This is a genomic window from Streptomyces sp. NPDC002845 (genome assembly GCF_053591955.1).
In genome coordinates this window covers 32,527-58,179 of sequence record NZ_JBSFUU010000066.1, presented here as the reverse complement: position 1 = coordinate 58,179, position 25,653 = coordinate 32,527, and the positions used below count along the sequence as shown (strand labels likewise).

At 69.7% G+C, this 25,653-nt stretch carries 24 protein-coding genes and 2 pseudogenes; 2 read left to right on the top strand and 24 right to left on the bottom strand.

Going from position 1 to position 25,653, the window contains the following annotated elements; all coding sequences use genetic code 11:
- Positions 1–306: 306 nt before the first annotated feature.
- The 15 genes and pseudogenes from ACWD3C_RS35420 to ACWD3C_RS35350 form a co-directional block, all read right to left on the bottom strand.
- Positions 307–510: pseudogene (locus ACWD3C_RS35420) on the bottom strand (transposase family protein); the annotation flags it as partial.
- Positions 511–679: 169 nt separating this feature from the next.
- Entirely contained in the window at positions 680–943 is a 264-nt protein-coding gene (locus ACWD3C_RS35415) for a hypothetical protein (protein WP_306965878.1), read from the bottom strand.
- Positions 944–976: 33 nt separating this feature from the next.
- Entirely contained in the window at positions 977–1,396 is a 420-nt protein-coding gene (locus ACWD3C_RS35410; protein WP_451150472.1) for a hypothetical protein, read from the bottom strand.
- 25 nt (positions 1,397–1,421) lie between these two features.
- On the bottom strand, positions 1,422–1,910 hold the full coding sequence (locus ACWD3C_RS35405; RefSeq protein WP_451150470.1) for a hypothetical protein: 489 nt from the start codon (positions 1,908–1,910) through the stop codon (positions 1,422–1,424).
- Between the two features lie 576 nt (positions 1,911–2,486).
- Entirely contained in the window at positions 2,487–3,326 is an 840-nt protein-coding gene (locus ACWD3C_RS35400) for a transposase family protein (RefSeq protein WP_451150468.1), read from the bottom strand.
- 118 nt (positions 3,327–3,444) lie between these two features.
- Positions 3,445–3,825, bottom strand: a complete 381-nt coding sequence (locus ACWD3C_RS35395) for a hypothetical protein (protein ID WP_451150466.1) — start codon at positions 3,823–3,825, stop codon at positions 3,445–3,447.
- Between the two features lie 441 nt (positions 3,826–4,266).
- Complete coding sequence (locus tag ACWD3C_RS35390) at positions 4,267–4,485, bottom strand: hypothetical protein (RefSeq protein WP_451150464.1); 219 nt, start codon at positions 4,483–4,485, stop codon at positions 4,267–4,269.
- 152 nt (positions 4,486–4,637) lie between these two features.
- On the bottom strand, positions 4,638–8,468 hold the full coding sequence (locus ACWD3C_RS35385) for an RHS repeat-associated core domain-containing protein (RefSeq protein WP_451150462.1): 3,831 nt from the start codon (positions 8,466–8,468) through the stop codon (positions 4,638–4,640).
- A gap of 15 nt (positions 8,469–8,483) precedes the next feature.
- Positions 8,484–9,158 (bottom strand): response regulator, encoded by a 675-nt coding sequence (locus ACWD3C_RS35380; protein ID WP_451150460.1) that lies wholly within the window; start codon positions 9,156–9,158, stop codon positions 8,484–8,486.
- Entirely contained in the window at positions 9,155–10,645 is a 1,491-nt protein-coding gene (locus ACWD3C_RS35375) for a sensor histidine kinase (protein WP_451150458.1), read from the bottom strand. Before ACWD3C_RS35375 ends, ACWD3C_RS35380 begins: the two co-directional genes overlap by 4 nt.
- Positions 10,642–11,973 (bottom strand): acyltransferase family protein, encoded by a 1,332-nt coding sequence (locus ACWD3C_RS35370; RefSeq protein WP_451150474.1) that lies wholly within the window; start codon positions 11,971–11,973, stop codon positions 10,642–10,644. Before ACWD3C_RS35370 ends, ACWD3C_RS35375 begins: the two co-directional genes overlap by 4 nt.
- Positions 11,974–12,076: 103 nt before the next feature.
- Positions 12,077–13,138, bottom strand: coding sequence for an alpha/beta hydrolase (locus ACWD3C_RS35365; RefSeq protein WP_451150456.1), 1,062 nt, complete (start codon positions 13,136–13,138; stop codon positions 12,077–12,079).
- Between the two features lie 207 nt (positions 13,139–13,345).
- Positions 13,346–14,326 (bottom strand): alpha/beta hydrolase family protein, encoded by a 981-nt coding sequence (locus ACWD3C_RS35360; protein WP_451150454.1) that lies wholly within the window; start codon positions 14,324–14,326, stop codon positions 13,346–13,348.
- 122 nt (positions 14,327–14,448) lie between these two features.
- Positions 14,449–15,702, bottom strand: coding sequence for a kynureninase (kynU, locus tag ACWD3C_RS35355; protein ID WP_451150452.1), 1,254 nt, complete (start codon positions 15,700–15,702; stop codon positions 14,449–14,451).
- A complete protein-coding gene (locus ACWD3C_RS35350; protein WP_451150450.1) occupies positions 15,695–16,546 on the bottom strand; it encodes a tryptophan 2,3-dioxygenase family protein in 852 nt (283 codons plus the stop codon). The genes kynU and ACWD3C_RS35350 overlap by 8 nt, the downstream gene beginning before the upstream one ends.
- 240 nt (positions 16,547–16,786) lie before the next feature.
- On the opposite strand from ACWD3C_RS35350, the gene ACWD3C_RS35345 reads away from it, so the two are divergent.
- Positions 16,787–17,851, top strand: coding sequence for a right-handed parallel beta-helix repeat-containing protein (locus ACWD3C_RS35345; protein WP_451150448.1), 1,065 nt, complete (start codon positions 16,787–16,789; stop codon positions 17,849–17,851).
- Between the two features lie 73 nt (positions 17,852–17,924).
- The gene (locus ACWD3C_RS35340; RefSeq protein WP_451150446.1) at positions 17,925–18,965 is read left to right on the top strand and encodes a methyltransferase; all 1,041 of its coding nucleotides are present in this window, start codon (positions 17,925–17,927) and stop codon (positions 18,963–18,965) included.
- 131 nt (positions 18,966–19,096) lie between these two features.
- Here ACWD3C_RS35340 and ACWD3C_RS35335 read toward each other — a convergent pair whose 3' ends face one another.
- From ACWD3C_RS35335 to ACWD3C_RS35295, 9 genes and pseudogenes are all read right to left on the bottom strand, one after another.
- Positions 19,097–19,429, bottom strand: coding sequence for a TcmI family type II polyketide cyclase (locus ACWD3C_RS35335; RefSeq protein ID WP_451150444.1), 333 nt, complete (start codon positions 19,427–19,429; stop codon positions 19,097–19,099).
- Positions 19,430–19,449: 20 nt separating this feature from the next.
- Positions 19,450–19,929, bottom strand: a complete 480-nt coding sequence (locus ACWD3C_RS35330; protein ID WP_451150442.1) for an SRPBCC family protein — start codon at positions 19,927–19,929, stop codon at positions 19,450–19,452.
- Between the two features lies 1 nt (position 19,930).
- Positions 19,931–20,188: an acyl carrier protein gene (locus ACWD3C_RS35325; RefSeq protein ID WP_451150440.1), complete on the bottom strand. Its 258-nt coding sequence runs from the start codon at positions 20,186–20,188 to the stop codon at positions 19,931–19,933.
- Between the two features lie 30 nt (positions 20,189–20,218).
- Positions 20,219–21,469 (bottom strand): ketosynthase chain-length factor, encoded by a 1,251-nt coding sequence (locus ACWD3C_RS35320; protein ID WP_451150439.1) that lies wholly within the window; start codon positions 21,467–21,469, stop codon positions 20,219–20,221.
- Positions 21,466–22,734: a beta-ketoacyl-[acyl-carrier-protein] synthase family protein gene (locus ACWD3C_RS35315; RefSeq protein ID WP_451150437.1), complete on the bottom strand. Its 1,269-nt coding sequence runs from the start codon at positions 22,732–22,734 to the stop codon at positions 21,466–21,468. Before ACWD3C_RS35315 ends, ACWD3C_RS35320 begins: the two co-directional genes overlap by 4 nt.
- Positions 22,731–23,192, bottom strand: coding sequence for a cupin domain-containing protein (locus ACWD3C_RS35310; RefSeq protein ID WP_451150435.1), 462 nt, complete (start codon positions 23,190–23,192; stop codon positions 22,731–22,733). Before ACWD3C_RS35310 ends, ACWD3C_RS35315 begins: the two co-directional genes overlap by 4 nt.
- 68 nt (positions 23,193–23,260) lie before the next feature.
- Entirely contained in the window at positions 23,261–24,415 is a 1,155-nt protein-coding gene (locus tag ACWD3C_RS35305) for a SchA/CurD-like domain-containing protein (protein ID WP_451150433.1), read from the bottom strand.
- A 163-nt stretch (positions 24,416–24,578) separates the two neighbouring features.
- Positions 24,579–25,316, bottom strand: a complete 738-nt coding sequence (locus ACWD3C_RS35300) for a class F sortase (RefSeq protein WP_451150431.1) — start codon at positions 25,314–25,316, stop codon at positions 24,579–24,581.
- Positions 25,317–25,432: 116 nt separating this feature from the next.
- Positions 25,433–25,653 (bottom strand): annotated as a pseudogene (locus tag ACWD3C_RS35295) (hypothetical protein); the annotation flags it as partial.

The following is a 25,653-nucleotide window of genomic DNA, read 5'->3' as shown; positions in this document are numbered from 1 at the left end:
ATGGCACGTCCAGCAACTCCGCCTGCATACAGGGGAGTTATCCGGACCATGAGATCGCTGAACTACAGCCACCCAACCGATCTACGACTGAAGGGTTAGGCGCTCCAGGTTTGCCCTGGGGTGCCTCGATCTTCCCGCCCGCCTCCGGGACAGGAAGATCGAGGCTGCTACCCTTGGCTACTTCTGCGCTTCAGCAGGCCCAGGGGGAGGTGTGCAAGCTGAAGTTGCTGGTCACAGGGCTGGTGTGCGTGGGCATCGGGATGCTCGTGCTGGTCGCTGGCAGGTGACTTTGGTGAAGATCGTCGGTCATCGGGCGACTTCGCGGTTCGTGAGGACCAGCAAGGCCCTGACCAGGGCGGTCGCCCAGGCGGGGTCGGTGCGCACCTTGCCGAGGACGCGCCAGTTCTTGAGGTGGGCAAAGCCGTGCTCGACGGGCGCCCGGACGGCCGCCAGTGCCGTATTGGACAGCTTCTGGCCTCGCGTCAGGGGCCGGTTCCGGGCGGCCTTGTAATCGCAGGCGTGACGCCCCGGAATCGGACCAGGTCGGCGACACAGCAGCCGTGACGCAGGGATACCTTGCCCCTCCTGCCAAGATCCTTAACAGCAGCCCGAGCCCGAAAACTCCAGCGGGGCTCCCCGCCCACAAGAACGGGAAGCCCCACCTGCCTGCCTGCGCCGGTCAACCGGCCATGGCCGCCACGACCAGCGCAACAGCCGCACCGCACAGCAGCACCACAAGCGGCCATGCCAGCCGGCCGCGCCCGGTACGCCTGCGCCACAGCACCAGCCACAGCGCACACGCCGCCACGAACACGACCGTCACACCGCTCAGCTCGCCCTCCCGCCACGCCACCCGCACGGCGCCAGGGTTAGCACCCCATACAAGGAGCGCAACGAGGACGCCCACGGTCAGCGCACACACCGCTTCCAGCAGCCTGCTCATACGGTGCCCTTCTTCTCCGGCGTCTCCGCCAGGTCAGTGCGCGGGCGGAACGGACGGCTTGACCTCGACAGTCTCCGTCTTGCGGCCTTCTGCGTCCGTGCTGGTGGACCGCTTCTCCCCGGCCCGGGGACCGGCCACGAGCCCCTGGGGCGCACCGGACTGCGCGAGCTTGACGCGCGTCTTGACCATGACGGTCTTGCCGTTTGCGTCCTTGACCACCTTGCCGTCCGCCCCGATCAGCGGCAGCTCTTCGGGCATCTTGGACTCGTCCACCGTGCCGTCGGGGTTGACCCACTCCGGGGTGGGCGGCGCCGGCGGCACCGCGGCCTTCTCGGCCTGCCCGCTGTCGGCGGGGCGGGGCCCCTCATCGGCGGAGGCGTTCGCCGCCACGGCGCCCAGCAGCAGCACCCCGGCCACCGCTCCCACAGCGAGGGATACACGGGTCTTCTTCATGCGTGGTGTCTCCAGTCCTTGCAGGTTACGGCTCGATGAAGTGCTGTCCGGACCAGATGGGAACGTTGCCCCCGTACCAGGTGCCGCCGTAGTAGACGGTGGACCCGGCCTTGGTGGCGTAGTAGCCGCCGCCGCAGGGAGGGTAGACCCCGAAGTCGTAGGTGAGTTCCATCCTGGAGGTCTCGGTGGTGTTGGCGTAGCCGCTCCAGGTGCCGTCGGGGTTCTGGGTGCCCATGAGCTGCCGGCACACGCCCCACTTGGCGCCGTCCCACTTGAAGTACTGCCATCCGGTCTTGAGGTTGCCCGGGGGCCGGTTCCAGATCAGGATGCACGCCTGGGAGAAGGGGATGCCGGAGGAGGCCAGTCCGTAGGACTTGGCGTAGCCGCCTCTGCCGCCGTGGGAGACCTCCGCGTAGGTGTACAGGCACTTGGAGGAGTCGCTGTTGGACCACACCTCGTCGGACTGGTACACGTAGTGCGCATGGGCGGCGGTGGCGGTGGTGAACACCAGCATCAGGGATGCACCGAAGGCGATCAGGGCGCCGAGCGGCCGGGCTAATCGGCGTCTTGCCCGTGGCGCGGGGTGTCGGGTGGGTTTCACATGGATCTCTGTCTCTTGTTCGTGCACGGCTGGTGCGGGCCGCTGGTGCGGGCCCGCACACGTGTCTGACCTTATGTCATGTCCGCGCCCGAATGGGATGTTTTTGATTTCGGGGGTGTGGAGGGGGAGACCGAGCGTGCTATGCAGTCGGCGCGCAGTGCCAGCTTGATGTCCGCCAGGTCGGGGTGGGTGAGGGCGACGTCGCGGATGAGTTTGGAGAAGGAGGCGCAACATGGCTTCGCCGTTGCGGGTGGTGATGACGGGGCCGTGGTCGGGTCCGGTCGGTGGACCCACCGAGGCGACTCCAACTGGCCCCGGTTCGCAGATAATTCGTGAAGATCAGGCGTCGTGAGGTGGCTCCGGAGCACGGTTTGATCTGGCCCCACTGGGAGGTGTGCAAGCTGAAGTTGCTGGTCACAGGGCTGGTGTGCGTGGGCATCGGGATGCTCGTGCTGGTCGCTGGCAGGTGACTTTGGTGAAGATCGTCGGTCATCGGGCGACTTCGCGGTTCGTGAGGACCAGCAAGGCCCTGACCAGGGCGGTCGCCCAGGCGGGGTCGGTGCGCACCTTGCCGAGGACGCGCCAGTTCTTGAGGTGGGCAAAGCCGTGCTCGACGGGCGCCCGGACGGCCGCCAGTGCCGTATTGGACAGCTTCTGGCCTCGCGTCAGGGGCCGGTTCCGGGCGGCCTTGTAGCCGGTGATCACCGCCGGGTCGGCGTCGGGACCGCCGTCGTCGAGGCCGACGAATCCCAGGTCGGCGATGGCTCCGAGCCCGACTTCCCGCAGTTTCTGGGTGAGCTTGCCGTGCCGGCAAGCGGTGATCTCCGAGGTGCGCCCGGGGCGGGCCGCCGAGATCCACAGCAGCCGGCCCCGGTCGTCGGTGAGGGCGATCACGAGCAGGCCGTGGCATTTGTTCTTGCCGGAGTAGTTCTTCCGGTTCTCCTTCCCGGTTCTGCGCCGGGTGCGGACCACCGATCCGTCCAGCAGTACGATGCCGCCACCCATTCGGGCGATCTTCTTCAGGGCCCGGTCCAGGCGTGGGGCGCGGGCGGCGAGCAAGCCGATGACCTCGCGGACCCACCGGGTAACGGTGGTGCGGTGTACTCCGTTGCCGCCGGCCAGGTCGCCGGGCCGCTGGTCACAGCGCAGCGCTGCCAGCACAATGGTGGCGATCTTCCCCGCGGGCAGGGCGCGCCACCTGGAGCCGATCTTCTTGAGGTGGCCGCGTATCAGGTCGGCGAGCCAGTTCAGAGTGGCACTCGACAGCGGCAGGCGGGCGGTGTAGACAAGGCCGTCAGGGCCCTCGACGGCACTATTGCTTTTCTTCACACCAAACTCAACTGCCGTCGGGGGTTCGTCAGTTACGCCCCCGCCCCGCACAGTTACGGACGTGCGGTGAACTGCCCGTCAGGGCGTTTGTGCAGCCAGCCGCGGTCGGCGAGCTTGGTCATCTTCGCCCGCAAAGGTTCCAGCTTGCCGCGCACCGAGGCGTCCAGCCCCAGCCGCTCGCCGACCGCCGGACCTGCACCGGGCCGTCGGCCTCCCGCACGATCGCCAGGATCTTGCGGTAGTCGCCGGGCAGCGCGCCCTCGTCGGCCGCGTCGCTGCGCTGCGGGATGAGCAGGACTGCCCGCCCGGCCACCTTCGCCGATACCGGAGCGAAAGCCCCGGCGTCGGCCTGAGCCTGTTCGGCCAGGCGGTTCAACACCCGCTCCGCGATCGCCAGTTCATCCCGCTCGGCATGGACCTCCTGGAGTTTCTTGGCCAACTCCTCGGCGAGAGCGTCCAGTTCGCTCCGGCGGGCCATGATCCACTGCCGCTCCTGCATCCCCCGCGCCCTTCCGCGTTCTTACGGCGTGTCGACCTGCTGACGGATCGTAGGCGGGGCCGGTCGTAGGCGCAGCCGAACCCGGCATCCCGCCGGAGCCGGACCCGCCCGATGATCTACGCCATGGTCATCGGCCGCCGACCGGCACGAGTATCCAACTCGCCATTCACACCAGACCTGTGACCTGCGACTTCACGATGCACACCGCTCAGGGGGGCTGTGGTGACCGAACAGCTGGCCACCCGTCAGATCAAAGCTCTTGCCTGATCGGCCCGGGTTGATCTACGGGCTGAAGAGCCGTCCGTGGCCGCGAAGGTCGCGAAGTGCAGCCGGAGCAATTAGCATCTCCTCCTGTACGGATAGCCATACGCCATGGGATACCAGTTTCTTATCTTGGCTGTTGCGAAAATCCCCAGGCACAGCCCTGTTCACCCGAGGCGATTACTCTTTCGGCGCGCGGGGTTCTCGTGCGAACTTCAGCTGGCCAGCCTTTCGAAGCTGAAACATTGCAGAAATCCATGCGACCGCAAGCAGAAAGGCGGCGGTTTCGATGAACTGATGTGCATAATCGCCGAACTCGATACGCAGCTCCACGTAGAAGCCGATGAAGAGGAAAGCCACAAAGGCTTGCACAGCGGAAAACAAAATGAGCTTTGGCACGCTACCTCCTACAAGTCCCATGGTTCAGCCGGGCCGTCACCTGTGGGAGCCCGGTTGTATCGGATGAGCTCCGGCCAGGCGACCTAACCCGGTCGCCTGGCCGGAGCCATCTATTTCCTTACGTGCGTGAAACTGCTAGCGGCGGGCAGCGCTCAACAACGCCGGTACCAATGGTAGACCTTGGGATACCACGTAGTCGTACGGAACTGCCATGCCGAATACACGCCGAGGCACTTATTCCTCTTTACGGCCTTTGCCATCCAGATGACCCAAGCTGCGTAGCCGGCCATCAGGGATGCCACCGCGGCCCCGTACGCGCCTCCAGCCCAACTCAATGTGAAGCCGAAGACGACGCTCCAGAAGCCGGCCGCGTAGGGCCCTTCATCCGCCAACCAGTTGGTGGCCCACTTGTTGAAGTAGATCCGGACGGAGGCGCCCATGTGCCAGCCAGCCTGTCGGCACCAGCAGCTCTTCCAGAACCCCCACAGGTGCCATTTGACCTTGCCGAAGTAGCGATACAGCGTGGTCCACTTATGCCACTTGCCGTTGAGATCCACCTTGTTCACCGGATCGGCGGCCGAATAGTCGTAGGCGTTGGCACTGCCCCCGGGGACCGGGTCGACCGAGAGGAAGCGGCCCAGGGTCGGATCGTACAGCCGTACGCCCATGAGAATGGCTCCGGTGAGAGTGTCGCTGGAGCGCTGCTTCCCGCCGAGCCAGCCATAGCGGGTTGTCGGACTGCCCGGTGCTGTGTTGCCGTACTCGTCCGCACGGAGCACGACCGGGTTCTGGGTGATGTCCACCGGCAGTTGGACGCTGACGTCTCCGTGGATGTTGGTCAGCTGGAGCACCGTGTCGCCGGTGGCGGATGTGGTGTCTTCCATGTTGCCCGTCAGCCCTTGGACGTTACGGGCGATGACGCCGCCCGGGTCCTGGGTGATCCACGAGGGGCTGTCACCGTCGTCGCCGTAGTGGCTGGTGGCGTGGCTGGTCTGGCTCCAGGTGCCGCCGGTGTCCTGCGTCTCCGTGGTGGAGGTAGCGAGGCGCTGGGCGGCGTCCAGGTCCCAGGTCTGGCGCGTGGTGCCTACGGTCTGCCGGCGCACCAGGTCGTTGGCGTAGTAGCCGATCGTGGCGCCGTTGGCCTGGGTCGTGGTGCGGCCGAACGCGTCGTAGGTGACACCGCCGGCGATGAGCCGGTCGGCGCTGTCGTACGTGCCGGTGACCGTCGTGGCCCCGCTGTCGGTGCACCCTGCCGCGGGCGCGCTGACCGAGGTCGCGAGCGAGGTGCGGTTGGTGTTGTCGTCGAAGGTGTAGACGCGTCGGGTGCAGGTGCCGTCGGCCGCGGTGTCGTCGGTGCGGATGAGACGGCCTGGATTGTCGTAGGTGTAGTCCTGTTCCGTGGTGTCGCCGACGGTTCCGGTGTGGTGAACGATCCGGCCGTGAATGGAGTAGTCGACGGTGTCGGCGAGGACGATCGTGCTGTCGCTGTCCCGCGTGTAGATCGCCGAGGTCTCGGCGCCGACGGTGTCCGAGCCGACGGTGAGGGTGTAGCCGCCGGGCAGGTACTCAACGGCGAGGTTGCCTTCGGTGTCGTAGGAGGCGCTGAAGGTTCCGGCGACCGAGTCGGTGATCGAGGTGGCCAGGCCGCGTGGGTCCTTGGTGGTGTCGTAGGTGTAGGTGGTGGTGGACGGGACGGAGTCGGTGGTCTTCACCGACCGGTCCAGGAGGTCGTACTCGGTTGTGGTGGTGTTCCCGGCGCCGTCGTTGTAGCTGATCTGGCGGCCGAGCTTGTCGTAGCTGGTGGCGATGGTTTGACCGTTGCTGGTGACCGTAGCGGTCTGACCGCTGTCGGGGTTGTAGGTGGTGGCCGTCTGGGAGACCGCGGTGCCCACCCCGCCGGTCATGCTGATGTTCGTGAGCCTGCCGGCGGCGTCGGTGGTCGTCGTGGTGGTGCGGGTCACGCCATTGGCGGTCTCCGTCACCTTCGACGGCTGGCCCCAGAAGTCGTACTCAAACGTCCTGGTGGGCAGTTGGATGGGGTTGGTACCGCCGCCGGTGATGTCACCGCCTGGTCCCGTGGAGCACACCAGGCCCGCCCACTCCGGCCTGCCGTTGCACGCGCCAGTGCCCGTGGCCGACCAGTAGGTGGTGACGGTCGTGCCGGCGTCAGCGCCGGTCGACTTCGGCAAGGTGGTCTTGCTCATCCGGCCTTGGGAGTCGTAGACAGTGGTCTTGGTGAGGTTCTTGCCGCCGGCGTCCTCGATTCTGCTGGTGGTATGACCCTTGATCCAGTCGTAGGTGGTCTTGTTGGCCACCGTGTCCGCATCGGCCGGGTAGCCGTCGACATGCGCCCCAACGGTGACCGTGGTGGGCGTGTCCTGGATCGTGGCCGAGCCGTCCGTCGGGCGACCCTCGTCGTAGGTGGTGACGCTGTGCCGTCGTGCGGCCACCTGCGTGCCCGCCGGCAGGCTGGTACCGCCCGTGCCGGCCTGGAGGATGCTCGTCAGCGTGACAAGGTGCAGCGGCTCGTACGCATCCAGCTCTCGCGCCCCGTCACTGGAGTAGTTGTGGAGGGTGGACAGCGCCTGAGCGCGCTCAGCGGTCGACACATCGCTGATTCCCAGGCGGACCAGGGTGTCCAGTTGCTGGCCGCTAGTGGCCAGTGCCAACTCCCGGTTGGTCGCGGTCAGTTCGCGAACAGTGTTGCCACGGTTGTCGTACTCGGTTGCGGAGATGTGCCCGCCCGGCGTGGCGGTGTTCACCTCCCGGCCCGAGGCGTCTGCGTAACTGATCCCAGCGCGCGTGTAGTCGGCCGCGGTCAGCGCCTGGCCGTCGTGCGAGACGGGGACGGCATCCGGCGGGAACACCGCGGTGGCGTCGGTCGGCACATCGCTCTGCCCCCAGGCGGCGACCTGGGATGTGCCCATCGCGTTCGGCGCGCTGGGGCCGGTGAGCGGCACGTCGTAGACCAGGCTGGTGGCCGCGGTGCCCTCCGTGACATCCGCGGTGCCCTGCCTCAGGCCGGGCCGCGAGGCCGCCAGCAGCATGCCGTCACCGGCTGTGGCGGCGTTGCCGGCCTGGCCGTACGTGAAGGTCCACGGCAGCTGTCCGGGGTCGGTGAGCTGCGTGATCCGGCCGGCGGTGTCGTAGCTGTAGTCGGTGAACAGTGACGGAACGATCTGCGGATTCCACACCCGTCGCAGATGCTTGGCATCGTCGTACAGGTACATCTGCACCGACTTCGACGTCGCCGCGGATGCGCCCGGCTCCGTGGCCCACAGGCGGATCTCCTTGACCTGCCCGGCCACATCCCCGAACGCGGTGGGGGTGGCGGTGGTGGCGGTGGCGTAGACGAACTCCAGCAGGCGGCAGCCCTTGGTGGACGGCGTGGCCGCGCAGGTGTCCGCGGACACCGCCGAGGTCGGGGCGATCACGTACTTCGGGCGGGCCAGGGTCTGGCTGCCGGAGACCACCTTCTCGGACACCACCGTGGTGGTGGAGTTCGCCGCGGACAGATAACTGGTGGCCACCTGCCAGGTGGTGGCGGCGGGGTCGACCTTGGCGAACGTGGTGGTGGTGCCGGCGGTGTCCTTCAGCGTGAACGACCCGGTCAGCGAACCGGTGAGTGTAAGGGCCTCCGAGCCTGGCTCCGGCTGCCAGCCACCGCCGCTGGTGGCGGTGAACCCGGTGCCGACGCCGTGGGAGTCGATCAGTTCGACCGAGGTGGGCGACGTCTGGCGGATGTCGCTCCAATCGGAGCCGGAGATGTCCGAGGTGATGCCCGAGATCCAGTCAGGGCCGAAGATGGCCGCCTGCCCGTTGGTGTCCTCGCTCGTTGCACTCTGCCGCGAGGAGGTGGTGCGGTTCACCGTCAGGCCGAACGCGAAGGCGTCGGGGGCGGAGAAGGTGAAGTCGCCGGTGAGCATGTTCACCTCGCCCGGCCCCACTTCCTGCGTGGGTGCGTCGCCAGCCTGGCGGTCCACCGTCACCGTTACCGGTCAGTATCCGGAAGGCCGCACGAGTCCCGACTCGTACGCGAACACCGCCGCCTGTGTACGGTCCCGCAGGCCCAGCTTCACGAGGATGCGGCCCACATGGGTCTTCACGGTCTGCTCGGCGACGACGAGGCGCTGGGCGATCTCGGCGTTCGACAGGCCCTGCGCGATCAGCGCGAGCACCTCCGTCTCGCGCTCGGTGAGGTCGCCGACGCGCTCCTTCAGCGGGGCGCGCGGTGTGGTGTCCTGGCGGGCGAACTCGGTGATCAGACGGCGCGTGACCCCGGGCGCGAGCAACGCGTCCCCCGCCGCCACCACCCGTACCGCTTCGGCGAGTTGCTCGGCGGAGGCGTCCTTCAGCAGGAAGCCGGAGGCGCCCGCGCGCAGGGCCTCGTACACGTACTCGTCCAGGTCGAAGGTGGTCAGCACCAGGACCTTGATCAACGGGTACTCGGCGGTGATGCGGCGGGTGGCCTCGATGCCGCCGAGTTCGGGCATGCGGATGTCCATCAGAACGACGTCCGGGGTGAGCCCGGCGACCTTGTCGACCGCGTCGAGGCCGTGCACCGCCTGGCCGACCACCTCGATGCCGGGCTGGGTGTTGAGCAGCACGGTGAAGCCCTGCCGGACCATCTGCTGGTCGTCGGCGATCAGTACACGAATGGTGCCGCTCGTCATGGGGTCTGTTCTCCTGTCAGGCCTGCGGAGTCGTTGGTGGCGTCGGTGGGCGGGTCGTTCGGGCTGGCGGTGAAGCCGTCAATGGGCCTGACTGCGGGCCTGTCTGGGCTTCTGTCGGTAGGGCTGCCGGTGAGACCGTCAACGGAGTCGTTGGAGCCGGTGTCCGTGCTCGTACCCGTGCTTGCGCCCGTGCCCGTTCCGCCGGAGCGGGGCAGGAAGGCCGCCACCACGAAACCGCCGTGCGACGTCTCCGTCGCCATGAGAGTGCCACCGAGCATCGCGGCGCGTTCCCGCATGCCGAGCAGGCCGTGTCCCGCGCCGGGGGACGGCGGGGCCGGGCGCGTGGGCCGGGAGTTGATGACCCGCACCTGCAGGCCGCGCGGGAAGTGGGTCAGCTCCACGCGGACGCCGGAACCGGGAGCGTGACGCAGGGCGTTGCTCAACGCCTCCTGGACGATCCGGTACGCCGACAACTCCACCCCGGGCGGCAACGGGCGCACCTCACCACTGACCTCGGTGGTCACCGACAGGCCCGCGGCCCGGGTGTTCTCCACCAGCGCGTCGAGACGGTCGAGGGTGGGCTGCGGGGCGTGTGGTGCCGTGCCGTCATCGGGGGCTCCTATGCCGTGCGGGTCCTCCGGGTGCTCGGAGCGCAGGACACCCAGAACCCGGCGGAGTTCGGTGAGGGCCTCCAGGGCGTTCTCGCGGATGCCCGCCAGGTTCTCCTTCAGCTCCTCGGACGGGTTCTCGACCAGGTGGGGGGCGACCTGGGCCTGGATGGAGATCACCGACATGTGGTGGGCGACCACATCGTGCAACTCGCGCGCGATACGGCTGCGCTCCTCCAGCACGGTGCGGCGGGCACGCTCCTCGGCGGTGATGCCGGCCTGTTCGACGAGCTGGGTGCGGGCCTCGCGGCGACCGCGCTGGGTGCTGCCGAGGAGCACGGTGCCGGCGAACACGGCCACCGCCAGCACGCCCGTCGATGAGTAGCCCGAGGCGCCGATGGGCCCCTGGATGATCCACGTGATCAGCGCGGTCAGGGCCAGCGCCTCGGCGGCCACGCGGGTGGGCACCCGCAACGCCAGCAGGAACAGCACCATGGCGTGCGCGACAATCGCGGCCGGGGTCCACGGCCAGGGGGTGAAATCGGCCTGTCCGGAGATGAATTGGGACCGGGCGCCCAGGGCCACCACGACGTTGACCACCATCGACAGCTGCCACGCCGGAACCGGCCACCACAGCGCCAGCGCCACGGCCGCGCCCAGCACCATCGAGCACAGCAGGCTGTAGCCCACGCCCTGGTTGTAGCCGTCGGCCATGTGGTCCGCGTTGGCGAACGTGACGCCGATCGCGACCAGGACAACCAGGCCGTGCGGCAGCCAGCGCAGCCACACCGAGGGCGGCAGCGGGTTCGCCTTTGCGGTCCACAAGTCCTCACGCAGCAGCCGCAGTCCCCGGGCCAGCCGTTTCTCCACCACGCTCACCCGCCCCACCCTAGGCACCGCGCGCCGCCTCGGTCCTCACGGTTTCCGGCCGCCGCCGCAGCTCGGGGCTCCGTGCCGTCTTCCCCCGGCCGCATTCGTACGCCGTGGTCGCCTTCCTGGGGGCCGACCTGTACGCCCGGGTCATCCGCCCTCGACCGCACCCCTGCACCCCGGCCGTCCTCCCCCGGCCCGGCCCGTACGACTCGGGTGCGCTTCCGGGCTGCCCGAGGACGGCCTCCGTGCTCGTGGGCGTGGAACGCGGCCCAGCAGGTCAGGAGGGCGAGTGCGAACGCCGGTAGCCAGGCCAGCCGGGCCGCCACCCAGGTCAGGTTCTCGGGGCGGGTGTGCAGGCCGGGTAGACGGCCGGCGAGCAGGCCTGTGTCGATGGTCGCCATCAGGGCGGTCTGGTGCCAGAGGAATATCGTCATCGCGGAGAGGTTGGCCAGGGCCACCGCCGCCCAGGCCATGGGGCGTCGCCGCATCGCCCGGCGCAACGGCCCCCGCAGCAGCAGCGCCAGACCGCACTGGGCCAGGCCGAAGGCGACGGCGGCCAGGGTGGGCGGGTTCAGGTTGGAGACCGCCGCGCCCGGGATGCCGACCATCGACGCCGGGTAGCCCGCCCAGGCGACCAGGGCCGCCGTCGCCGCCGTACCACCCGTGAGCAGGACCCAGCCCGCGCGGCGGCCCTCCAACTCCCCCCGCGTCCAGGCCGCGCCCAGCGTGTACGGCACCAGCCAGCCCGCCGCCACGTTCACCCAGCCGAGCCGGTCCGGTCCGCCGAGTCCGAAGCGGACGAGGTCCACGTGGAGGACGACGGCCAGCGGCCACAGCGGGCTGAGCCGGGCGAGCAGCGGGGTCGCCGCCGTCAGCACGGTGAGGACCAGGAGGAACCACAGCGGGGACAGCACCAGCTTCAGCAGCGCGTGGACCGTGTCGAAGCCCGTGCCCGTCAGTAGCAGCCCGGCCGCGGCGACCGTCCACAGGACCAGCACGGCCGCCACCGGTCGGAACAGACGGGTCAGACGGGCGCCCAGCCACTGCCCGTACGTCACCCCACGCGCGCGTGCCGACGTGTACCCCTTCGTCGCCACATGGCCGCCCACCAGGAAGAACACGGCGAGCGTCTGTAAGGCCCAGGAGACGGGCGCCAGCCAGGGCATGTGCCCCAACGGGCTCTCCGTACGCAGCCTGGTGCCGTCCGCGACCAGGGCGGTCACCAGCCAGTGGCCCAGGACGACACCGAGGATCGCGAAGGCCCGCAGGGCGTCGACGGCGCGGTCCCGGTCGGCCGGGGTGGCGGCATCCAGGCGGTGGGCGGCCCGGCGTATCTTCCACACGGCCGGTGCGGACGATGCGGACAAGGCGAGCGGTGCGTCCGACGGGCCGGACGCCATGGCCGACGGGCCGGTAAGTACGGCCGAAACGGCTGACCTACGCACGGGTCACCTCCGAGGTGTCGCCGAGGACGATCCGGGCGAGGTTGTCCAGCGAGACGGAGCCCGGGGAGAAGTAGTCACTGTGGCCGCCGTCGCCCGCCGCGAAGACGTGGGCGCCGAAGGCCGGGGAGACGGGGTCGGTGCCGAAGCCGACGGTGGTGCCGAAGAGTTCGGCACGGATGTGCGGGACCTCCGCGACCCAGTCGCCGGCACCACGGGCCGCCCACACACGCGCGGAGGTGTGCAACCTGGCGGCGCTGTCCGCTCCCGTGCCCGGACTGCCCACGAGCGCGATGTCGGCCACACCGGAACCGTCCGCGTCCAGCCCTCCGGCCGCGTCGGCGCACACCACCGAGCCGTACGAATGGCAGAGCAGGGAGATGTGGGCGTCCCGGCCCACGACACCGCGCAACTCGCCGACGAACGCACGCAGTCGGAGAGCGGCTGCCTCGGCCCGGCCGCTGGTGATCGCGGTCGTGCTGATGGTGCGCGGGGTCTCGTAGCCGAGCCAAGCTATGACCGCCGTATGCCCGCCGGCGAGCCTTCCTGCAGGCCTGCCCTCGTGCCCGCCCGTCCGCTCGTACAGCGCGCTCGCGCCCCTGCGGAAGCGGGCGTACGTGTCCAGCGTCGTGTCGGAGCCCGGGACGAGGACGGCTATGTGGTCGGCCCGGGTGAGGTCGCCGAAGACCTCGACGGCCTGCCCGGAACCACGCCCGTCGAAGCGGAGGAACTGCCGGGACGGCACCACCATGGCCCGCTCCACCGTGGCCCGGCCGTGGTCGCCGTGGTCCTCGGCCATGCGGGCCGCCTGCGCGGCGTTCGCCCGGTTCGCCGCGTACGTCTCCGTCAGTGTCGCCACCGTCATCGGGGCGAGAGAGGCGGGCCTCGGGGCGGGGATGTGCGGCCGCGCGGCGGCGGACACGGGGACGACGACGGCGACCGCGACGAGAAGGGCCAGCAGGGTTCGTCGAAGGCGACCGGGCCACGGCGCCCTCGTTCCGGCCCTTACCCCCGTTCCCGCCCCCGCCCGGTCACCCCAGGCCGTCCGCTCCCCCATGGCGCGTTCCCTCCCAGTCCCCCCGCCCACTCATCGGGGCGTTCTGGGAAGGAAGTTACGAACACGGGCCTGTAGTCGGCGTCCCGCCAGGGAACTCAGTTGCGGCGTAGCTCTCAGGTACTACGGGTATCACCAAGCGGACGGCCGAAGGGGTGTACCGACACCCGATAGGCCGTACAAGCGCACAAGAGGGCGTACCCCCACCGCTCACCACGCCAACTGGGCGATCTCCTCCGCCACCACGGCGCACGCGTCCGCCGCCGGGTCGATCAGGGGAAAGTGGCCGACGTCCTCCAGGAGGGTCAGGCCGACCACCTCGCCCGCCTTGGCCGCCGCGTCCGCGTACGACTCGGCGACGGCCTGCGGGACGACCACGTCGGTACGGCCCTGGACCAGGGTGGTCGCGATGCCCGTGGGCAGCAGCAGGGCCGGGTCGGCGTACGGGCGTCGTTCGACGAACTCGGCTCCAGCGCCCAGGAGTTGCGTGACCGCGCCCCCGCACACCTCAAGCTTCTCGGCGACGCCGAAGTCGGCGATCGGGGCGAGGGCGACGACACCGCGCAACGGCGCCGGCCGGTCGGTGCGCCAGGGCGCGCCCGCCGGGAGGACATGCCGCGCGGCGGCCCACAGCGCCAGGTGGCCGCCCGCCGAGTGCCCGGTGATCACGGTACGGCGCGGATCGGCCTGCGGCAGCGCCTCCTGTACGAGCGCGGGCAGCGCGTCGAACGCCGCCGCGATGTCGTCGAACGTCTCCGGCCACCGCCCGGCCTCCGCCCCGTCCGCCCCCTCCGAACCGCCTGAGGCACCCAAGGCACCAGGACCACCCGAAGCACCAGCACCACCAGAACCGCCCGAACCGCCCCGCCGGTACTCCACGTTGGCCACCGCGAAGCCCCGGCGGGCCAGGAAGGCGGCGAACGGGGTGATGTGACGGCGGTCGTACGCCGCACGCCAGGCCCCGCCGTGCAGGACGACCACGAGCGGTACAGAACCGTTTCCCCCGTCCCCGGCACGCTGCTGCTCCGCGCGCGGGGCGTAGAAATCGATCACCTGGTCGGGATGGTCGCCGTACGCGGCGGTGGCGTCGGGGTCCACGGGCGGGTGCGAGAAGGCGGACGCCTCCTCGGCGGCGTCGCGAGCCACGGCGTCGCGAATCACTGCGCCGCGGGTCACGGCGTCGTCCGGCATGCTCCAACCTCTCAGCGGCGAAACGGTTTTGTGCGGGGCGGTAAGGGGTGGTGCGGGGACGGTATCAGGCCGGTGACGTGCGTCTACACGCGGTCGTCACACGCGGTCGTGAGACATGGCTGTCACACGACGGGCACCTCCGCCAGCACTTCCGCCAGCACCCGCGCCCCCCGCTCCACATCACCGAAGCCCACGTACAGCGGCGTGAAGCCGAAGCGCAGGGCGTCCGGGGGCCGGAAGTCCCCGACAACCCCGCGCTCGATCAGCCGCCGCATCACGTCCCCGGCACCCCCGGCATCCCCGGCGTCCGTGCACCGCAGCGCGACCTGGCTGCCGCGCTCCGCATGGGCAACCGGTGTCAGGGACTCGACACGCCCCTCGGGAACGTACGCCGCCACGCACTGAAGGAAGAAGTCCGTCAGGGCGAGGGACTTGGCGCGTACGGCCTCGATCGGCACCCCGTCCCACACCTCCAGCGCCGCCTCCAGCGCCAGCATCGACAGGATGTCCGGCGTACCGACGCGACCGCGCACCGCACCCGCTGCCGGTTGGTAGGCGGGACGCATACCGAAGGGGTCGGTGTGGGAGTTCCAGCCGGGGAGGGGGGAGTCGAAGCGGGGCTGAAGGTCACGTCGTACGTACAGGTACGCGGGTGAACCCGGGCCCCCGTTCAGGTACTTGTACGTGCAGCCGACCGCCAGATCCACCCCGTGCTCGTCCAGCCCCACGGGCAGGGCGCCCGCGCTGTGGCACAGGTCCCAGACGGCGTACGCGCCCGCCGCGTGCACGGCGGCCGTGAGCGCCGGCAGGTCGTGGAGCCTGCCGGTGCGGTAGTCGACGTGGTTGAGGAGTACGGCGGCGGTACGGGGGCCGAGGGCGCCGGTGACCTCGTCCGGCGCGACCGGCCGTAGCGTGGAGCCGGTCATCCGGGCCGCGGACTCGGCGATGTACCCGTCCGTGGGGAAGGTGGTGGCATCGACGAGGATCTCGTCGCGGCCGTCCCCCGCGAGCCGTACAGCCGCCACAACGGCCTTGAAAACATTGACACTTGTCGAGTCGCCGACCACGATCTGCCCCGGCGCCGCGCCCACCAGCTGGGCGATACGGTCGCCGATGCGCTCCGGCGCGGTCCACCAGCCGCTCTCGTCCCAGGAACGGATACGGAGGGCGCCCCACTGACGGCGTACGACGTCGTCGACGCGGGCGGGGACGTGTCCGGGGAGGGCGCCGAGGGAGTTGCCGTCGAGGTAGACACCCGCGGCGTCAGCCGCATGATCGGACACCGTGTCGAGGACGAACCGCTCGCGGAGGCCGGACAGTTCGTCGGCGGCATCCAACTCCGCTGCCACAGTGGCGAGTTCAGGGTTCTCAGACATGGGACCTCGCCGTCCACAGCTCGGGGAAGACGTTCTTCCGGGCGCGCTTCTCCAGCCAGGCGACCCCGGCGGAGCCGCCGGTACCGGGCTTGGCCCCCATGGCGCGGCGGGTGGCCACGAGATGGTCGTTGCGCCAGCGCCAGACCAGTTCGGCGACGTCGGTCAACGCCTCGCCGAGGCGGGCGAGTTCGTCGGTCTCGTCGCCCGCGTACAGGGCGGTCCACACGGCCTCGACCTCGTCGGAGGGCTCGTACCGCAGGGACACGTCACGCCGTACGACGGACTCGGGTACAGCGTGGCCGCGGCGGGCCAGCAGGCGCAGCACCTCGTCGTACAGGCTCGGTTCGTGCAGCGCCTTCTCCAGCTCGGCGTGCACGCGCGGCGCCGCGCGATGGGGTACGAGCATGGAGGCGGACTTCTCGCCGAGCAGGAACTCCATGCGGCGGTACATCGCCGACTGGAACCCGGAGCCCTCACCGAGGGCGCTGCGGTAGGAGTTGAACTGGGCCGGTGTGAGCTGTGCGAGGGGGCGCCAGGAGGCGTTGAGAGCCTCCAGTTCCCGTACGGAACGCTTCAGGGCGGCGATCGCCGTGAGTACGTCGTCCTCGCGGAGGGCGTGGGACGCCGTGTCCCACTCGTGCACGATGACCGTGAACCACAACTCCATGACCTGGGTCGTCACCAGGAAGACCATCTCTCCAGGGTCGTCGGAGAGGGTGTGCTGGAGGTGGGTGAGGACGTCGGCCTGGACGTAGTCCTCGTAGGGGGTCGTTCCCTTGAAGTCGAGATGCGGGGTCTCGGGCTCGTGTGCCTCTTCTTGAGTGTCGTGAGCCTCTTGGGACATCGCTGTCTCCTGCTATTACTCCGGGTAGCGGTCCGCCCCTGCCGATTCCGACACGGGGGCCCCGGTCCCCGCTCGGCATCCTCTTCGATGGTCCTGCGAGATGGCAAGGCCTGCCTGATCACGCCAAGCGGGCGGTTCGAGATGTGATCGGCGCCGCCGAGCCTGCGGTCGCGCGTATGACACGCCACCGGATGGCCTATCCGACCTGTAATCAACTCTTCGGATCATAGCGTGCGGAATATGAAGAAACTCCACATCTCCTACCTGATCTGTACCGCGGCGATCGTCGGGGCGGGGCTCGGCGCCGCCCCGTCGGTCGTTGCCGACCACACGACCCACATGGTCTCACCAGGAGAATCGATCCAGAAGGCGGTGGACGCCGCCGAACCGGGAGACACGGTTCTGCTGACCCACGGCACCTACCGCGAGAGCGTCAGGGTGAGCACACCCGGGCTGACCCTGCGCGGCACGGGCCGCGGCACCGTGATCGAACCGGGCACGGAGAAGGCCGCCAACAGCTGTGCCGAGGACGGAAATGGCATCTGCGTGGTGGGGACGGAGGACCGCCCCGTCGAGGGTGTCACCGTCGCCTCCCTGACCGTGACCGGCTTCACCGGGAACGGGGTGTCCGCCGTGGCGACCGACGGGCTGACCGTGCGGAACGTGACCGCGGTGAAGAACGGCGTCTGGGGCATCGCCCAGGAGCGCTCGGTCCGCAGCGTGCTCCGGTGGAACACCGCCCGGGACAACGGCGACGCGGGCCTGTTCCTCGCCAACACGATCACGGCCGAGGAAGGCGCCGCGGACACCCGGGGAACGGTGGTCGAACACAACCGGCTGGAGGGCAACCGGATCGGTGTCACCGTCCGGCGCCTGAGGAATCTCACCGTCGCGAGCAACCACATCACCGGCAACTGCGCGGCGGTGTTCGTCGTCGGTGACGAGAACAGGCCGAAGGCCGGCGCCCTGACCGTGCGGGACAACCACATCGCGCGGAACAACAAGTCCTGCCCGAAGACCGCCCGGCTGGACGCCCTGCAGGGCTCCGGCATCGTCCTGACCGGCGCCGAGGACACCCTGGTGACGCGGAACGTGGTCACGGACAACGTCGGCACCTCCCCGCTGTCGGGCGGCATCGTCCTGTTCAAGAGCATCGTGGGCGCCACCAGCGAGCGGAACCTGATCACGGACAACGTCGTGCGGGGCAACGCCCCGGCGGACCTCGTCAACGCCGACACCGGCGGCAAGGGCAACACCTTCGAAGACAACGTCTGCCGGGCATCCAGGCCCGCGGGACTGTGCTGACCGGCCGGCGGTGGCCACCCGTGCAACCAAGCCGTAGCCACCCGTGCACCCGAGAAGAGAGAAAGGCGGCAACATGACGACCGCACAGACCGCCCCACCGCCGTCCATGCGGCTGAGGGAGCTCGTGTTCGGGGCGGCGTGCGCCGCCGCGCTCCGCGCGGCCGCCCGGCTGGGAGTCGCCGACGCCCTCGGTGACAGCCCCCTGTCCGTGGAGGACCTCGCGGCGGCGGTGAAGACCGAGCCGCGACCGCTGCGACGGCTCCTGCGGGCCCTGTCCTGCTACGGCGTCTTCGCCGAGCAGCAGGACGGGACGTTCGCGCACACCGACATGTCCCGGCTGCTGCGCGAGGACGATCCGAACAGTCTGCGCTTCATCTCGCTGTGGTGCACCGAGCCGTGGACCTGGGACGCGTGGCCGATGCTGGACGAAGCGGTGCGCACCGGCCGGAACGTCGTCGAGGGCCTGTACGGCAAGGAGTTCTTCGACTACCTCAACGAGGACGCCCCGGAATCGGCCGATGTCTTCAACCGCGCCATGACGACTTCCAGCGTGCAGTCCGCGCGGGACGTCGCGCAGTTCCTCGATCTGTCGGGGAGTTCGTCGGTCGCCGACATCGGGGGTGGTCAGGGGCATGTGGTGGCGAGTCTGCTGGAGAAGTACTCGTCGATCCACGGCATCCTGCTCGATCTGCCGCGCGTGGTGGAGAACGCCGATCCACGGCTGCGGGCGGGCGGCGCGCTCGCGGACCGGATGCGCGTCGTGCCCGGCGACTGCCGTGTGGACATCCCGGTCCAGGCCGATGTGTACATCATCAAGAACATCCTGGAGTGGGACGACGACAGCACGGCCCGGACACTGCGCAACGTCATCGATGCGGGCGGTCCCGGAGCACGGGTCGTGGTCATCGAGAACCTTGTCGACGACACGCCCTCGATGCGGTTCAGCACCGCCATGGACCTGATGCTGCTCCTCAACGTCGGTGGGGCGAAGCACACCACCGAGAGCATGGTCTGCCGACTGACCGACGCGGGGCTGGTCATCGACGACGTCCGCCAGGTCAACCCCTACCTGCACGCTTTCGACTGCACCGTCCCCGGTGACCACGCCGCCTGAAACCATCCCGCAGACCACAGACCACAGACCACAGACCACAGACCACAGACCACAGACCACAGACCGCCGGGCCCGCGACGCGCGCGGACCCGGCGGCCGGCGGCCTGGTGGACGGCGGCCGAGTGGACGGTTCAGGAGATGGCGTCCCGTTCCCAGCGGTAGAAGCAGTGCGCCATCGCGTCCTTCGGTGAACGCCAGGACGCGGGGTCGTACGCGGTGACGTGCGCCGACAGCCGCTCGCTGATGTCCTTGAACTCGGGATGCCCGGCCACCCTGGCGATGGCGGGTCCGGGGTCCCGCTCGGACTCGATGAGGTGCAGGTACACGTCACCGAACTGGAAGAGGCTGCGCCGGGTGACCCCCACGAGGTGCGGCAGCTCTCCACGGTCCGATTCCTCGAACACCTTGGCGATGTCCGGGGCCGACCCAGGAGCCATGCGGGCGACGATCAGGGCTTGGTGCATCGTCCTGTCCTCCGTCCGGCTCAGTCGGTCAGGGTGGGCACGGGCCTGTGCTCCGTGGCGGCCTGCTCGATGCGGTCCCGGATCAGGGCCATCTGGACCTTGGAGTTGCGGTTGATGTTACCCGTCATCCAGGCGTCGTCGACCGGTGCGTCCGGCTTCATCTCGAAGTCCTGCGTCCACACCATCCGGGTGCCCTCCTGCACCTCCTCGTACTGCCACCGGATGTTCATGTACGCGAAGGGCCCGGTCTCGACGCGGCGGGCGGTGACGCTGAGCGCGTCGCGGTCTGTCACCCGTTCCGAGACCCAGCTCCACACGGTGCCGTTCTCGTCGGGGTGCATGGTCAGCCGGAAGGTCGTCTTGTTCCCTTCCCTGGACAGGATCTCGGCGGAGGCGTACTCGCTGAACAGCTGCGGCCAGTTCTCCACGTCGTTGGTCATGTCCCAGACCAGGTCGACCGGCGCGGCGATGGTGATCTCGTTCTTGGTGTGTCCGGCCATGTCAGGCTCCCGCCAGAAGTGCGCTGTTGACGAGATCGAGGAACTGCCGGGGGGTCTTGCAGCGCTCGGCGTCGGGAGGCATCGGTGTGCCGTACCGGTTCTCCAGCTCGCCCACGATGCCGAGCAGACCGAGCGAGTCGACACCGAAGGCGTCGAAGCCCGATTCGTACCGCTGCTGGAGTTCTTCCGGAGCGACGGTGACGCCGGCGGCCTTCTTCATGAGCTCGGCCAGCTCTTCCACGGTGATTCGTTCACTCATGCGGTTTTCTCCTTCTTCCGGAACGCCTCCCTACGAGGCGTCGGTGGCTCCGAGCCGTAGCACCAGCGCCGAGTTCGCCCCCATGAGTCCCCGGCTGAGGACCAGCGCCGTGCGAAGCTCGGCGACACGGGCGCGGACGGTCACGAGGTCGAGGTCGTGGCAGATGTCGAAGACGTTGGGCGTGGGTGGGATCAGGCCGTGCTCCATCGCGAGCACGGCCGCCGCGGTGTCCAGCACGGGCGCAGCACAGTAGGCCCGGCCGATGGCGGTCTTCGGCGCTGTGACGGGCACGCGCCTTCCGTGTGCGCCGAGGGCGTCGGCGATGGCCAGCGCCTCGGCACGGTCCGCCTCCGGTACACCGAGGGCGTCGGCGAAGACCACGTCGATCTCCTCGGGGGCGCAGCCGGCCTCGTCCAAGGCACCCCGGACGGCCTGGGCCAGCCCCTCCCGGGACGGCTCCCAGCACGAGGCGCCGGTGAACGTCGACCCGTGTCCGGCGAGGGTGGCCCGCACCTCCGCGCCCCGCTCACGGGCCGAGGTCTCGTCCTCCACGACGAACACGGCGCCGCCTTCGGCGGGCACGAATCCGCAGGCCGCGGCGGTGAACGGACGGTAGGCGCGCTCCGGGTCGCCGACGGTGCTCAGCTCCTCGTAACCGAGCTGGCAGACCATCGAGTAGGGGGCCAGTGGCGCCTCGGTCGATCCGGCCACGATCACGTCGGTGCCGCGCCGCACAGCCCGCGCCGCATGCGCGAGGGCGTCCAGGCCACCCGCCTCGTCGGCGGCGACCACACCGCAGGGGCCCTTGAAGCCGCGCCGGATGGAGATCTGGCCGGTGCTGGCGGCGTAGAACCAGGCGATGGACTGGTACGGCCCGACGAAACGGCTCCCCTTTCCCCACAGCTGCTGCAGTTCTCGCTGCCCGAACTCACCACCGCCGGAACCGGCCGCGGTGACCACACCCATGGAGAACCGCGACTCGTCGGTGTCGGGTCGGCCGAGGCCGGCGTCGTCCAGCGCGAGGTCGGCCAGGGTCATCGCGAAGTGGGTGAACCGGTCGGTCTGGACGAGGTAGCGCTCCTCGACCGCCGACGGTGCGTCGAAGTCCCGGACCTCGCCGGCCACCCGCAGCGGCAGGTGCTCGCATCCCTCGCGGGTGACCCGGCCGAGGACGCTGATGCCCTCCTGAGTGGACTTCCAGAAGGTCTCGGTGCTGGTTCCGTTCGGCGCGGCCACGCCGATTCCGGTGACGGCCGCGCGCCGCGGACGCGGTGCGCTCATCGTGTCCTCTCCTTCGGCCGGGTCAGGATCACGGCGGACTGGAAGCCGCCGAACCCGCTGCCCACGGAGAGCACGCTGTTCAGTCTCCGCTCGCGGGCGACGTGCGGGACGTAGTCCAGGTCGCACTCGGGGTCCGGGGTCTCGTAGTTCGCGGTGGGCGGTACGACCTGGTGGACCAGGGCCAGCACACAGGCGACCACCTCGATCGCCCCGATCGCGCCGAGGGAATGGCCCACCATGGACTTGATGGAGCTCATGGGCGTGTCGTAGGCGTGCCGGCCCAGCGTGCGCTTGACCGCGGCGGTCTCGTGACGGTCGTTCTGCTGGGTGCCAGACCCGTGCGCGTTGACGTAGTCGATCGCCGTGGCGTCGAGCCGGGCGTGGTCGAGGGCGGCTCCGATGGCCCGGGCCATCTCCAGGCCCTCGCTGGTCAGGCCGGTCATGTGGTAGGCGTTGCCGAAGGTGGCATAGCCGCTGATCTCGCAGTACACGTGCGCGCCGCGGGCCAGGGCGTGTTCCAGCTCCTCCAGGACGAGTACGGCACCGCCCTCGCCCATGACGAACCCGTCGCGGTCGGCGTCGAAGGGACGCGAGGCGTGGGCGGGGTCGTCGTTGTTCGGAGAGGTGGCCTTGATCGCGTCGAAGCACGCCATGGTGATCGGTGAGATCGGCGAGTCCGAGGCGCCGGCCATGCACACGTCGGCCCGGCCCTCCTCGATCGTGTGGATGGCGTACCCGACCGCGTCGAGCCCCGAGGTGCAGCCCGTGGAGACGGTCTGCACGGGCCCGCATGCTCCGAACCGCTCTGCCACCGCCGAGGCGAGCGTGCTGGGCGAGAACGCGCGGTGCAGGTGCGGACCCGCCTCCCGGTGGTCCACGTCCCACCGCTGCCCGTGGTGGCTGACCAGGACGTAGTCGTGCTCCAGCCGGGTGGTGCCGCCGACCGCGGTGCCCAGCGAGACCCCGACCCGCCAGGGATTCTCCCGGGCGAGGTCGAGACCGGAGTTCCGTACCGCTTCCTCCCCGGCGACCAGGGCGAACTGGATGTACCGGTCGCTCCGTGCGATCTGCTCCGCGTCCAGCCCGTGGGCCGCCGGGTCGAAGTCGCACTCGGCGGCGATCCGCGAGCGCAGGCCGGCCGGGTCGAAGAACGTGATGCCCCGCGTCGCCGTACGACCGTTCGCCAGGAGATCCCAGAACGCCGGTACGCCGATGCCGCCCGGGGCGACGATGCCTATGCCGGTGACCGCCACGCGCCTGCTCATGAACGGACCTGACGCCGCTCGGCCGTCCGGCCCCCACTCGCGTGGGCACTCTCCGCGGCGACCGCGACGGCGGCGGTCTCCTCGGTGTCGACGTGGCCGAGCTGCGGTCGCGGGGCCAGCGGGCCGAGGTGGAAGACGATGCGGGCCTCCACGTCGCCGACGTTGCGGAAGCGGTGCCGCATGTGGGCGGGGATCATCAGCCCCTGCTCGGCCTGCAGCGGGTGCGGGTCGCCGTCCAGGTCCACCTCCAGCTGCCCGCACACGACGTAGACGAACTCCTCGGAGTACGGGTGGTAGTGCTCACCGATGCGGTCACCGGGCCGCACGATGGCCACGCCCATGAAACCGCTGGTGGAGCCGACCGTGGCGGGGGTGAGCATGGCGCGCAGATCGCCGCCGCGGCGGGTGTTGGGCGGGACCTCCCTGAGATCCACGATTCTGGGCTGGGGTTTGATCACGACGTTCCTCCGATCGTGTGCCGCATCGACATGGGGTGCATGACTGCCGCGGCCCGCGTGCTGACGCATCACGCGTCGGCCACGCGGTCGGTGACGAGATCCATGCGGGCGAGCATGAGAAGGCGAGTGGGTGCGCCGTCCTCCACCGCGGAGGCGTCCGCACCAAGGGCTCGGCCGTCGAGGAGTGCCGTCAGCTCGGCCGCGTGACGGCGATCTGTGAGGCCGAGCACCGGGCCGGGGTCGGCGTCGAGACCGCCGCGCACGTCGATCAGCCGCACCACGACGTCGTGGCGCTGGAAAATCGTGCTGCGCAGCACCGGGCCGTGCGGATCGTCCGCCGCGGCCTCGTCCCCCTGGGCGAGCAACTCGGCCAGCCGCATACCGCAGCCCTCCCGGGCCGGGTAGTACAACGCGTGCCGCACGGCGTCCGGACTCTCCCGACCCGCCGTCACATGGTGTACGGCGGGCAGCGCCGCCCGCGTGAAGAAGACCCGGGCGGACTCGGGATCGCTGAGATCCCGCCGCTGCTCCAGATAGGGGTTGATGGCCTCCTCGACGGCCCGTACCTCGGGCTGCCTGGAGACGTGGCGCAGCGCGGCGAGCAGGTCGCCCCGCACCTCGATGGCCCGCACCACCCGGTTGCCGTGCATGAACAGGGAGGTGCGGCACAGCCGGGTGGTCTCGTCGACCTGCGGCTCGGGCGAGGCGTAGTCGGCGAGGATCTTGGCGACGGCCTCCTCGCTGCCCGGCTTGACCGTGAAGGTGAGCGCGTGCCGGATCAGACCGTCACCGATCCTGGGCGACGCCTGGAGCCGGCGTTTCCCGGACGCGGCGTCCACCGCCGGGCCGCCGGTCTCGCGGACGATGTGGAAGCGAAGCGACCTGGTGTCCCGGACACAGCTGTGCAGCGGCTCCACCATCCGCACGTGCTCCTCGCTGTTCACCCAGGCGAGGAACGGCGGGGCGCTCTCCCACTCACTGGTGATGAGCCATTGGGAGGGATTCTCGATGGACTGGCAGAGCTGGTCGCTGACATGCCCGGGAACGGACGCGACCTGGTTGCACAGTTGTTCGTACGCCTCCAGGAACTGCTGCTGTGCTCCGTCGTAGACGTCCACCAGCAGGACGACACGGAGCCGGGAGCCGTCGAACACGGACTGGGAGACACGTGGCGACATCTGTCGCGTCAGCGGTTCGGAAGCAGGTGCAGACGTGATACCCATCCTGCGCACATCTCCTTCGCGGGGCAGAGGTGAACGACGGCCGCAGTAGTGCGACGTCGGCGTTCCTCGATCCTCTGCGCGTCCGCAGTAGTGCGCGACTCGTATGAGCTACGCGGGTGACCGGCCACGCCGCCCCCGGAGGCAGGGCACGGGCAGGACGGGCTCAGGTGAGGTGGGCGAAGACGACCAGGTTGGCCGTGTAGTCCCCCGCCTTACGGTCGTAGTCACCCGCACAGGTGATGAGCCGGACCTGGGCCTGGGCGGTGTCGCCGTACACACGCCGGTCGGGGAAGTGCTCCTTGTCGAACGTCTCCACGCTGTCGACCACGAAAGAGGCTTTGCGCCCGTCGGCTCGTACGACGTGGAAGACGTCCCCCTTCTCCAGTTCTCGGAGGCTCACGAACACGGCGGGAGACGTTTTCGTGTCGACGTGACCGGCGACGATCGACGTGCCGATCTCTCCGGGGGAGGCTCCCTCGGCGTGCCAGCCGACGAGGTTGACGTCGTCGGCCGGCGGGGCCGCGAGCTGCCCCGTGGGACCGACGGCGAGTTCCGTGAAGGGGGCGTCGACCGAGATTTTCGGGATGAGCAGACGCAGGGGCTTCGATCGCGGCAGATGCTTCCCCGCCGGTTGCTCCGAGGATCGCTTTGCCGTTTGGCCTGCGGCCGGTTGCCCCATGGGCGGTCGGCCCGTGGCCGGCTGCCCCGTGGGCGGAGACGACGCGGAGGATTGAGCGGCTCGCGGCGGGTGGGAGGCGTCGGACGATGTGTCGTGGCTGCCGAACAGGCTCACCACCAGGAACAGGACTGCGACGGCGCCCAGCACCATCACGGCGACGCGGGATCTCTGCTCAGTCGGGGCCGCTTCGTTGCCGGTGGGGGAAGAAGGACGAGCTGCCATCGGACACCACCTCACCAGGGAACGGCAGCAGAGCGGACAGGACACGGGGAAGCAGGCCGGCGGCCGCCACACGGCACGCGTGTGGCGGCCGCAACGGCTATCGCGCCCGGCATGGATCAGGCCGCGCTTCCGGCAGTCGCCTTACGGCGTGCCGCGTACAGAGCGGTTGCGGCGACCGCCAGGACGGCCAGCCCGCCCGCGGTCCCGCCCTGCGCGGCAAGCGCGCCGCCTCCGGTGTGCATCCCGCCACGGGGCTTTTCGTGGCCGCCGCCCCAGGACTCCTTGTCGTTCTTCCCGCCCCAGGACTCCTTGTCCTTTCCACCGTCCTTGGACGTGC

Excerpts from the sequence above, each read along its gene's own strand:
- ACWD3C_RS35325 (WP_451150440.1), bottom strand. The coding sequence starts at position 20,188 with ATGAGTGAACGAATCACCGTGGAAGAGCTGGCCGAGCTCATGAAGAAG.
- ACWD3C_RS35345 (WP_451150448.1), top strand. The coding sequence starts at position 16,787 with ATGAAGAAACTCCACATCTCCTACCTGATCTGTACCGCGGCGATCGTC.
- kynU (WP_451150452.1), bottom strand. The coding sequence starts at position 15,702 with ATGTCTGAGAACCCTGAACTCGCCACTGTGGCAGCGGAGTTGGATGCC.
- ACWD3C_RS35365 (WP_451150456.1), bottom strand. The coding sequence starts at position 13,138 with ATGGGGGAGCGGACGGCCTGGGGTGACCGGGCGGGGGCGGGAACGGGG.
- ACWD3C_RS35410 (WP_451150472.1), bottom strand. The coding sequence starts at position 1,396 with ATGAAGAAGACCCGTGTATCCCTCGCTGTGGGAGCGGTGGCCGGGGTG.
- ACWD3C_RS35335 (WP_451150444.1), bottom strand. The coding sequence starts at position 19,429 with ATGCACCAAGCCCTGATCGTCGCCCGCATGGCTCCTGGGTCGGCCCCG.
- ACWD3C_RS35395 (WP_451150466.1), bottom strand. The coding sequence starts at position 3,825 with ATGCAGGAGCGGCAGTGGATCATGGCCCGCCGGAGCGAACTGGACGCT.
- ACWD3C_RS35305 (WP_451150433.1), bottom strand. The coding sequence starts at position 24,415 with ATGGGTATCACGTCTGCACCTGCTTCCGAACCGCTGACGCGACAGATG.
- ACWD3C_RS35360 (WP_451150454.1), bottom strand. The coding sequence starts at position 14,326 with ATGCCGGACGACGCCGTGACCCGCGGCGCAGTGATTCGCGACGCCGTG.
- ACWD3C_RS35350 (WP_451150450.1), bottom strand. The coding sequence starts at position 16,546 with ATGTCCCAAGAGGCTCACGACACTCAAGAAGAGGCACACGAGCCCGAG.
- ACWD3C_RS35315 (WP_451150437.1), bottom strand. The coding sequence starts at position 22,734 with ATGAGCAGGCGCGTGGCGGTCACCGGCATAGGCATCGTCGCCCCGGGC.
- ACWD3C_RS35320 (WP_451150439.1), bottom strand. The coding sequence starts at position 21,469 with ATGAGCGCACCGCGTCCGCGGCGCGCGGCCGTCACCGGAATCGGCGTG.
- ACWD3C_RS35405 (WP_451150470.1), bottom strand. The coding sequence starts at position 1,910 with ATGCTGGTGTTCACCACCGCCACCGCCGCCCATGCGCACTACGTGTAC.
- ACWD3C_RS35415 (WP_306965878.1), bottom strand. The coding sequence starts at position 943 with ATGAGCAGGCTGCTGGAAGCGGTGTGTGCGCTGACCGTGGGCGTCCTC.
- ACWD3C_RS35330 (WP_451150442.1), bottom strand. The coding sequence starts at position 19,929 with ATGGCCGGACACACCAAGAACGAGATCACCATCGCCGCGCCGGTCGAC.
- ACWD3C_RS35340 (WP_451150446.1), top strand. The coding sequence starts at position 17,925 with ATGACGACCGCACAGACCGCCCCACCGCCGTCCATGCGGCTGAGGGAG.
- ACWD3C_RS35300 (WP_451150431.1), bottom strand. The coding sequence starts at position 25,316 with ATGGCAGCTCGTCCTTCTTCCCCCACCGGCAACGAAGCGGCCCCGACT.
- ACWD3C_RS35380 (WP_451150460.1), bottom strand. The coding sequence starts at position 9,158 with ATGACGAGCGGCACCATTCGTGTACTGATCGCCGACGACCAGCAGATG.